Origin of the sequence: Pseudomonas sp. SB113 (assembly GCF_040754745.1) — a bacterium.
Classification (GTDB): Bacteria; Pseudomonadota; Gammaproteobacteria; order Pseudomonadales; family Pseudomonadaceae; genus Aquipseudomonas; species Aquipseudomonas grimontii.
Window position 1 is genome coordinate 138,393 of sequence record NZ_JBFMHW010000018.1, and the last position, 10,699, is coordinate 149,091.

General features: G+C 60.5%; 4 protein-coding genes. 1 reads left to right on the forward strand and 3 read right to left on the reverse strand.

Features of this window, described 5'->3' with window-relative positions:
* Nucleotides 1-26: 26 nt before the first annotated feature.
* From AB1462_RS22485 to AB1462_RS22495, 3 genes are read right to left on the reverse strand one after another with little or no spacing between them, the layout of a single operon-like run.
* Complete coding sequence (locus AB1462_RS22485; RefSeq protein ID WP_259194599.1) at nucleotides 27-1,403, reverse strand: HlyD family type I secretion periplasmic adaptor subunit; 1,377 nt, start codon at nucleotides 1,401-1,403, stop codon at nucleotides 27-29.
* Nucleotides 1,393-3,546: a type I secretion system permease/ATPase gene (locus AB1462_RS22490; protein ID WP_259194598.1), complete on the reverse strand. Its 2,154-nt coding sequence runs from the start codon at nucleotides 3,544-3,546 to the stop codon at nucleotides 1,393-1,395. The genes AB1462_RS22485 and AB1462_RS22490 overlap by 11 nt, the downstream gene beginning before the upstream one ends.
* A gap of 45 nt (nucleotides 3,547-3,591) precedes the next feature.
* Nucleotides 3,592-4,944 (reverse strand): TolC family outer membrane protein, encoded by a 1,353-nt coding sequence (locus tag AB1462_RS22495; protein ID WP_259194597.1) that lies wholly within the window; start codon nucleotides 4,942-4,944, stop codon nucleotides 3,592-3,594.
* A gap of 344 nt (nucleotides 4,945-5,288) precedes the next feature.
* On the opposite strand from AB1462_RS22495, the gene AB1462_RS22500 reads away from it, so the two are divergent.
* Nucleotides 5,289-10,699, forward strand: a 5,411-nt coding sequence (locus AB1462_RS22500; RefSeq protein ID WP_367247963.1) for a retention module-containing protein, incomplete at its 3' end; no start/stop codon positions are given.

Consider the following 10,699-nt stretch of genomic DNA (forward strand, 5'->3'; position numbering starts at 1 on the left):
CATTTCTCCGCATCACCAGCTAAAAATCAACGTTCGTGCATCGCCTCTGCACGGGATTTGATGATTGGCTTGAGCAGGTAGCTCAGGATGCTCTTCTTGCCTGTGATGATGTCCACGGAGGCAACCATGCCGGGGATGATCAGCAACGGCTTTTCATCGGTGCCCAGGTGGCTGCGGTCGGTGCGCAGTTTGATGACGTAGAAGGTGTTTTTCTTCTCTTCGTCCATCACGGTGTCGGCGCCGATTGTCTCGAGTTTGCCTTTGAGGCCACCGTAGATGGTGTAGTCGTAGGCGGTGAATTTGATCATGGCTTCCTGGCCGGGGTGCAGGAAGGCGATGTCTTGTGGACGGATCTTCGCTTCTACCAGCAGGGTGTCGTCCAGTGGCACTACTTCGGCCATGTCGCTGCCGGGCTGGATTACGCCGCCGACGGTGTTGACCAGCATCTGCTTGACGATGCCGCGCACGGGCGAGGTGACCATGGTGCGGCTGACGCGGTCTTCCAGGCCTTTGGAGGTGGCTTGGGCCTTGCTCAGGTTGGTGCGGGCTTCGTTCAGTTGGGCGAGGGCTTCGCTGCGAAACTTGCCACGGGTCTCGTCGATTTTGCGCTGCACTTCGTTGATGGCGGCCTGGGCGCGGGGGATGGCCAGGGTTGTGCCGTCGAGCATGCCGCGGGTTTCGACCTCGGAGCGTTTGAGGCGCAGCACTTCTACCGGCGAGATCGCGCCTTGCTGTACCAGCGGTTCGGACATGCCGATCTCCTGGCGCAGCAGGCTCAGGCTGTTGCGGTATTGGTCCTGCTTGGAGCTGAATTCACGTAGCTCTTGCTGGCGTTGCAGCAGTTGCTGTTGCAGCCCGCCAATTTCGTCTGCCAGTTGCTGGCGGCGGCTGAGGTACAGCGATTCTTCGTTCGAGGCCTGGTTGGGCACGGCTTTGCGTGCGGCATCGGTGATGTTCAGCGGTCGATTGTCGACCTCGGCGCTCAGGCGTTCCACGCGCAGTTCCATGGCCACGCGGTCGGCTTCGGTTTCGCCGACGTTGGACGCAAAGCGCGTGTCGTCAAGGCGCACCAGCGGCGCGCCGGCTTCGACGATCTGCCCTTCATGCACGTAGATCTGCGCGACGATGCCGCCTTCCAGGTTCTGGATCTTCTGGATGCGCGACGAGGGGATCGCCTTGCCTTCGCCTTTGGTCACTTCGTCGATGATCGCGAAGTGGGCCCAGAGCAGCAGGAACACGAAGAAGCCGATGACGCCCCAGATGGTCAGGCGCACGATGCGGGGGGCGTCGTCGATCAGCGCCTTTTCGACTTCGGGCAGTGGCTGGTCATCGAGCGAGGCGCTGCCCTTGAAATAGCGGAAGATGACGTCCTTCAAACGGCCTGCGCCGGACTTAAGCAACACTGATCTGCCCCTTTTTCAGCGCTTCCATAACGGCCGCCTTTGGACCGTCTGCGAGTATCTGGCCACGGTCGATCACCAGCAGGCGGTCGACCAGGCTCAACAGCGAAGCGCGGTGGGTGACGAGAATCACCGTTTTGTTTTCGATAACCGACTGCAAGCGCTGTTTCAGGCGTTCTTCACCGGTGTTGTCCATGGCGCTGGTGGGTTCGTCGAGCAGCAGAATCGGCGGGTTCAGCAGCAGCGCGCGGGCCAGGGCGACGTTCTGGCGCTGGCCTCCGGAGAGGTTTTGCCCGCGCTCGCCCACTTGCAGTTCGTAACCTTGCGGGTGCAGCCTGGCGAATTCATGCACGCCGGCGAGTTCCGCGGCTTGCAGCACCATCTCATCGTCCACGTAGCGCGCACCGGAGACCAGGTTGTCACGCAAGGTGCCGGCCAGCAGTTGGATGTCCTGGGCGACATAGCCGATGTTGTGGCGCAGTTCGCTGACGTCGATCTGGCGGATGTCCACGCCATCTACCAGCAGCGAGCCGGAGTCCGGCTGATACAGACCGACCAGCAGCTTGGCCAGCGAGCTTTTGCCCGAGCCGCTGCGGCCGATGATGCCGATTTTCTCGCCAGGGCGAACATTCAGGTTGATGCCGCGCAGGGCCAGGGTTTGCTGGTTCGGGTAGGTAAAGTCGACCTCGCGGAACGTCATCGCACCTTGCAGCGATTTGCGGCTGAGTGGGCGTTCTTCGAAGTTGCGTTCCTGCGGCAGCTCCATCATCTGGTCCACCGAGACCATCGTCACCTTGGCTTGCTGGTAGCGCGTCAGCAGGCCCGACAGTTGGGCCAACGGGCCAAGCGCGCGGCCGCTGAGCATGTAGCACGCCACCAGGCCGCCCATGCTGAGGGTGCCGTCGATGATCTGGTACACGCCGAAGATGATCATCGCCACGCCGGCCACTTGCTGGATCAGCAGCGTGATGTTCATCGCCAGGCCGGACAAGACCTTGACCCGCAGTTCCAGGCGGCTGAGGGTGCCAATGGTTTGTTCCCACTGGTATTGGCGTTCGCTTTCGGCGTTGTTGACCTTTACCGCGTCCAGCCCGGCGAGGGTTTCGATCAGGCTCGACTGACGCTCCGCACCCAGGGCCATGGTGCGCTCAAGTGTCGCGGTCAGGGGTTTTTGCAGGAAATGGCCTATACCCAGGGCCAGCGGGAAGGCGACGATGGGAATCCAGACCAGATGGCCGCCCAGCAGCGCGATCACCGCGAGGATGATCAGGGTAAAAGGCAAATCGATCAGGCTGGTGAGCGTCAGGGAGGTGAGGAAGTCACGCATCCCCTGAAACTCGTGGATGTTGGAGGCGTAGCTGCCGACGCGCGCCGGGCGCATTTTCATCGACATGCCCACGATGCGCTCGAACAGCGTCGCGGAAATGATCAGGTCGGTTTTCTTGCCCGCAAGGTCCAGGCACAGGCTGCGCATGCTCTTGAGCAGCAAGTCGAACAGGTAGGCGCCGCAAATACCGATAGCCAGCACCCACAGGGTGGCGGTGGCCTGGTTCGGCACCACGCGGTCGTACACGTTCATCACAAACAACGGTGCGGCCAGGGCGATCAGGTTGATCACCAGGCTTGCGGCGATGGCGTCGGCGTACAGCCAGCGCGAGCGCTTGAGGGTGTCTTTGAACCACGAGCGCGCGCGCGGGATCAGCGTGCCGCTGGTGATGTCAAATTTATGCTGCGGTTGGGCGAAGAAAACCCGGCCGCTGTAATCTTGACTCAACACCTCACGGGTGACCTGGACTTCGCCGCCGTCACTTTCGCTGAGCAACAGGCGGGCGGTGTCACCTTCCCATCCCAACAGCACCGCACTGCGTCCTTCCTTTAATAGCAGCAAGGCCGGCAATGCGATGGACGGGATCTGCTCCAGCTTGCGCTGCAGCAAACGCCCCTGCAAACCCGCCCGTGCGGCTGCACGCGGCAGCAGGTCCGGGCTCAGGCGCTGCCCCGCCAGGGGCAGGCCGGTGGTCAGCATGGCCCGGCTGGCGGGCTTGTAATGCAGTGAGCAGAGAGCCAACAACCCATCCAGCAACGGGTCGTCGTGCTGAGTGCGCGGGTCATGGTTGAGTTGCGCCAAACCTATTTCAGAATCCAAGCTGACTCTCTCTTAAACGGTTGTGTGGTCCAACGCCGTCAAGAATCAGTTCATCCCTGGCAGGTTTACCGACGGTTTAATATCGTTCTGCACAACTGATGCCATCGGGGCAACCACACCCTGACTTCTCAGCAGTTGGCCCATGTCGGCCTTGATTCGATACTGGGTGTAGATATAGAGGTTTTTGATCTGTGCCAAACGCTGCTGAGCGGTGAACAGTTCGTTCTCGCTGTCGAGCAGGTCGAGCAGTGTACGCTCACCCAGGCTGAACTGCTGCTGGTAAGAGGTGCGCACTTTGGTGCTGCGGTCCACGTATTGCTGTGCGATCGGCACCTGCTGGCTGGCATTGTTGTAGGCGTTCCACGCCAGGCCCAGCTCTTCGTTCAACTGACGCAGGGCGTTGTTGCGGATGTCCAGCGCCTGAGTGGCCTGGGAGGCCTTGGACTGCAGGCTGGCCTTGTCGCTGCCGCCGTTGTACAGGTTGAACTGCATGTTCAGCATGGCGGAGTAGCCATTGTCATGGCCTTCTTCGCCGCCGATGTTGTTATTGGCGGAACGTTGCAGCACCGCATCGAAGCGCGGGTAGAAGGTCGACTTGGCGGCTTCGTACTGCTTTTCGGCGGCAGCGATATCCGATTCGGCAGAGCGCAGCACCGGGCTGTCCGCAATCATCTGGTGGCGCGCTTCATCCAGGCTGGCCGGCAGGGCAGTCACAATGCCCATCGGTTTTTCCAACTGGTCCGGCTCTTTGCCGACCACGCTGAGGAAGTTGGTGTTGGCGTCCGCCAGGTTGGTCTGTTCGGTGATCAGGTTGTTTTGCGCCTGAGCCAGTCGGGCTTCGGCCTGGTCCATGTCCGCCATCCTTCCCACGCCACGGCTGGTGCGCAGTTTGATCTGATCAAAAATGCGTTCATGGCTTTTCAGGTTCTCTTCTGCCAGTTGCACCATCTCGCGACGGGTCAAGACATCCAGATAAACCTGGGCGACCGTCAGTGCGGTGCGCTCGGACGTATTGAGCAGTGCATACCCACGGGAATTGGCGGTGGCTTGTTGGCGGCCGACTTCATTAATAGTGCCAAAGCCCTGGAACAAATTTTGTTGCAGGCGGATCGTCGACTCGCCGCGGTTCAGGGTTTTCCAATCATGGCTGTTGCTGGCGGCGCGGGTCGAGGTGTTGTCGGAGCTTTCGCGGCCATAACCGCCCAACAAATCCACTTTAGGCAGGTAACCGCCCTGGGCCTCTCTGACTTGGTAGTCAGCAGCGATGCGCGCATTGATAGCTGCCTGGATCTCCGGGTGGTTTTTCACTGCGTCCTGCATCGCTTCCGGCAGGGTTTGAGCCTGTACGAAGCTGGCGGCTAGAGCAAACGGCACGGCTTTAAAGAGGTGCAAACGCATTTAGATGTTTCCCCGGGTTGGTTGCCTTAAAAACGCAACAAACGTGAAATCTTGCATTGGAATTGGCAACCGAAGTGACTGCTTGTCATGGGAACCTGAGAGTCCAAACAGAAAGTCGCGAGGCCGATTAAATATCAATGTGACATTACACTGCGGATTGTTTAGGATGGCGCCAAATAGGTCAATACCTTGACGGAAAAGTAATTTGCTGAACCAAACAACAAATTATTGACGCCAAGATAACCACGCAGAATGTAAGTACTCCAGCTATCGAATCGGCAAAGAGAAAGAGGCCGGTCTCCATGATGGATACCACTGAACGGTAATACACGGAGAGTCTTTTTATGAGCAGCGTTGCGGTCGTCAAAAGCATTGTCGGTCAGGTGTTCGCGGTTTCCCCTGAGGGGATTCGACGTCTGCTTGTAGAAGGGGATCGCCTGTTCGCAGGTGAGCAGATCGATACCGGCCCCGCAGGCGCCGTGTCTCTGGAGCTGGCCGACGGCCGTGTTCTCGATCTGGGTCGCGACAGTCAGTGGAGCGCGAACGCGCCTGACTCGGTGACCGACCTCAGCGCCGCCACTGCTCAAGCCGCACCCTCCGTTGCCGAGCTGCAGCAAGCCATCGCTGCGGGCGCCGACCCGACCCAAGACCTCGAAGCCACTGCTGCCGGCCAAACCGCTGCAGGCTCAGACAGCGGTTCCGTCGGCGGTGGTCACAGCTTTGTTGTGCTGGAAGCCACCGCAGGCGTGGTTGACCCCACCATCGGTTACCCGACGACCGGCTTGAATGCCGGTGCTGCCGGGGGCGCGACTCAAACGGGCGCCGACAATAACGGCGTCGACCCACGCAACGTCACCATCACCCTGACCGCCACGCCAACCATCACCGAAGCCGGTGGTGTTGTGGTCTACACGGTGTTTATCACCCAGGCGCCGACCAGCGACCTGACCGTGACCTTGTCCAACGGCCTCGCTGTCGTGATCGCCGCCGGCCAGACCTCGGGTGTACTGAACGTCACGTTTGCCGGTAATGACACGCCTTACCTGGACGCCTCGTCGATCTCCGCCACCATTGCCGGTACCTCTGGCGGCGGCAACCTGATCATCACCACCGACCCGACGCCGGCGGTGACGCAGGTCAACGACACCATCGACACCACCACCGTCACACTGACCGCGACTGCATCGGTGGATGAGGGTGGCAAGATCGTCTACACCGCGACCGTGAACAACGCCGCGCAGACCGACGTCACCATCACGCTGTCCAACAACACCACTATCACCATCGAAGCCGGTAAAACCACGGGCACCGTCAGCGTCGATACGCCGGCAAACCTGGCCGACGGCAAAGACCTGACCGTCAGCGCCACCATCACCGGTGCGAGCGGCGGTAACTACGAAAACCTGGCGATCAACCCGGAAGCCGCCACGACCACAGTGGTCGCTGTCGACGATCCGAGCGTGCTGGTCGCGGACACCAACACCGTTGTCGAGGATCAGGCCGCCACTGGCAACGTACTGAGCAATGACAGCGACATCGACAACGTGCTGACCGTCGCGACGTTTACCGTCGACGGCAACACGTATGCCGCAGGCAAAGTCGCCTTTATCGAAGGTGTCGGCTCCATCACCATCGGTGCGGATGGCGCGTATGCGTTTAACCCGGCCAAGGATTTCAACGGTGAAGCGCCGCAGATCGGCTACACCACCAATACCGGTTCGAGCAGCACGCTGGACGTGACGGTGACGCCGGTTAACGACGCGCCGGTGGCAGAGGTCGTTGAAGCTGGCGGGGCTGAAGATTCGGCCCAGGGCATTGCGGTCAAACTGAGTGCGACCGATGTGGATGGCCTGGCGAACGTGAAATCGTTCACCGTCGGCACGCCGACCAACGGCACGTTCTACACCGACGCGGCCATGACCAAGCCCGTGACGGGCGCTATTGATGCCACCAATGGCGAAGCCACGGTGTACTTCAAGCCAAATGCGAACTTCAACGGCACTGCGGACTTCACCTACACCGCGACCGACAGCGGTAATGCTGACGGCAGCAATCCGCTGACTTCTGCGCCTGCCAACGGCACCATCACCGTGACTCCGGTCAACGACGCGCCAGAAGCTATCGCCACTACTGCGACCGGTTCCGAAGATCCGGCCCAGGGCATTGAAGTCAAACTTTCGGCTACTGATATCGATGGCGTGGAGAACGTGAAATCGTTCACCGTCGGCACGCCAACCAATGGCACTTTCTACACCGACGCGGCCATGACCAAACCGGTGACCGGTTCCATTGATGCGGTCAACGGCGAAGCGACCGTTTACTTCAAACCAAACGAAAACTTCAACGGCACTGCGAACTTCACTTACACCGCCACCGACAGCGGCAACGTTGACGGCAGCAACCCGCTGACTTCGACCCCAGCCAACGGCACCATCAACGTAACCCCGGTCAACGACGCGCCGGTGGCGGATGCCACTACCGCGACCGGTGCTGAAGACCCAAGCGTAGGCATCGCGGTCAAGCTGTCTGCCACCGACGTAGATGGCGTGGCGGACGTGAAATCGTTCACCGTCGGCACGCCTACCAACGGCACGTTCTACACCGATGCGGCGATGACCAAACCGGTGACCGGTTCCATTGATGCGGTCAACGGCGAAGCGACCGTTTACTTCAAACCAAACGAAAACTTCAACGGCACCGCGAACTTCACCTACACCGCCACCGACGGCGGTATTACTGACAACGGCAGCCCGCTGACTTCGGCTCCCGCCAACGGCACCATCACCGTGACCGCGGTCAACGATGCGCCGGTGGCTGCGGACACTACGGCGAGCGGTGCTGAAGACCCAAGCGTAGGCATCGCGGTCAAGCTGTCTGCCACCGACGTAGATGGCCTGGCGGACGTGAAATCGTTCACCGTCGGCACGCCAACCAATGGCACCTTCTACACCGACGCGGCCATGACCAAACCGGTGACCGGTTCCATTGATGCGGTCAACGGCGAAGCGACCGTTTACTTCAAACCAAACGAAAACTTCAACGGCACCGCGAACTTCACCTACACCGCCACCGACGGCGGTCTTACTGACAACGGCAGCCCGCTGACTTCGACCCCAGCCAACGGCACCATCACGGTGACTGCGGTTAATGACGCTCCTGTGCTGGGCAACGCTTCGACCAACGCATTCGGCGACACCTATATTGAAGGCAAGCCTGGCGGCTACGTGGCGGCGACCTTGACCGTCAGCGACGTCGACAACAGCACCCTGCAAAGCGCCAAAGTCACACTCGTCAACCACCTGGCAGACGATGTGCTGATCGCAGATGTCAGCAACACCAAAATTGCAGTCAGCTACGACAAAGCCACTGGCATCCTGACCCTGTCTGGTGAAGCCACCAAGGCGGAATACCAGGAAGTCCTGCGTTCGGTGCACTTCGCCAGCGAAAGCGAGAACCCGGACCCGGCTAATCGCACCCTGACCATCACCGTTAACGACGGTCAGTTGGATTCGGCACCCGTGACCTCCGTGGTACACGTGGTTCCGGTGAACGATCCGCCTGAGGTCAAGTTCGACAGCACCACGTTCACTGAACAAAAAGACGCGGTCGCGCTGGTCGAGAACCTGACCATCAAAGACGTCGACAACACCACCTTCAGCAAAGTCGTGGTCACCGTCGACCACCTGGCTTCGGGTGATGTGCTCAGCAATACCGACGTGCTCAAGGCCCTGGCCGTTGCCGGCATCACCATCACCCAGAGCGGCAGCGCCGCTGACGGGAAAATCGTCTACACCCTCACCAGCGACTCGGCGACCGGCAGCAGCGCCGCCGACTTCGTCAAGGTGGTTGAAGCCATCACCTTCCAGAGCCCGGGCGATAATCCTGTCGGCACTGATCGTACCGTCACCATCGATGTGACTGACGTCGGCGGCGGCAACCTGGATCGCGAACCGCCGGAAACCGGCAGCGCCACCGGCAAGGTCACTATCGACCTGTTCAACGACGCGCCGATTGCATCAGTCGACAACACCACCGCCGATGAAGACCATACGGCCAAGATCGTGCTGGACGGCAAGGACGTGGACGGTACCGTCTCCAGCTTTGTCATTACTACCTTGCCGGAGAACGGCAAGCTGTACAGCGACGCCACGCTGCAAACTGAACTCAAGGTCGGCGACTCGGTGCCAGCGGGTGCCGACGGCAAGGCGGCGGTTTACTTCGCCCCGACCGGCGACTGGAGCGGCAAAACCGAGCTGACCTTTACTGCGGTCGACAACGGCGGTAAATCGAGCACCGTAACCACAGCCGACATCACGATCGCGCCGGTTACCGACACCCCGCACTTGGGCCTGCTTGGCGGTGGTGTGGTGTCCTCGATCAACTTCGACGGCGCCAATCTCAATGGTTCGTGGGGCGACGTCGCGGTAGGTAATGCTAACAACCCGGTCGTCAATGGCACCCCGAGCACTCCGTGGCTCACGGGGAATGTCGACGGCCAAGTCGAAATCGGCCAAAGCAGCAACTACGGCGTAGAGACCCCAGGCAACAGCCAGGTCATCGAGCTTGAGAAAAACGCCGGCGACGACTCCAGCCTGTACACCATCATCAAGGCGGAAGCCGGCACGGCGTACACCATCTCGGTCGACTACTCGCCACGTGCGGGTGCCGAGAACAATTCGGTGATCGACGTATTCTGGGGCGGCGTCAAAGTCGGCACCCTGGACACCACCACCGTTGGCATGAAGACTTACACCTTCGTCGTGCCGGTCACCGCTGACGGCGATGCCAAGCTCGAATTCAAAGCCCCGGCTGGCGAGACAAACAACTCGTTGGGCGGCGTGCTGGATAACATCAACGTCACCCAGGTGCTGAACACCGGCCTGGAAGACCATGCGATCAAGCTGTCGACCATCGACGCCTACGCCACCGACAAGGATGGCTCCGAGACGCTCAAGCTGGAAATCAGTGGCGTCCCGCTCAACGCGATCATCACCGATGGCACGCCGGGTCACACCTTCACAGCGACAGCTGGCAATCAAAGCGTCGACATCAGCGACTGGAACAAGGCCACCCTGGTCTTCACCCCGGCGGAAAACGCCAACGGCCTGGTGAACCTGACTGTCACTGCGACTGCGCAGGACGGCACCGCTGATCCGAAATCCGAGTCGATCACTCTGCCGATCAATGTGATTGCAGTGAATGATGCACCGGAAGCCATGGCCACTACCGCGACCGGTTCCGAAGATCCGGCCCAGGGCATTGAGGTCAAACTTTCGGCTACTGATATCGATGGCGTGGAGAACGTGAAATCGTTCACCGTCGGCACGTCGACCAACGGCACGTTCTACACCGACGCGGCCATGACCAAGCCAGTGACGGGCGCTATTGATGCCACCAATGGCGAAGCCACGGTGTACTTCAAGCCAAATGCGAACTTCCACGGCACCGCGGACTTCACCTACACCGCGACCGACAGCGGCAACGCTGACGGCAGCAACCCGCTGACTTCGGCTCCAGCCAACGGCACCATCACCGTGACTGCGGTCAACGATGCGCCGGTGGCTGATGCCACTGCTGCGACCGGTGCTGAAGATCCAAGCGTAGGCATCGCGGTCAAACTGTCCGCCACCGACGTAGACAGTCCGACGGACGTTAAATCCTTCACTGTCGGCACGCCAACCAATGGCACCTTCTACACCGACGCGGCGATGACCAAACCGGTGACCGGTTCCATTGACGCGGTCAACGGCGAAGC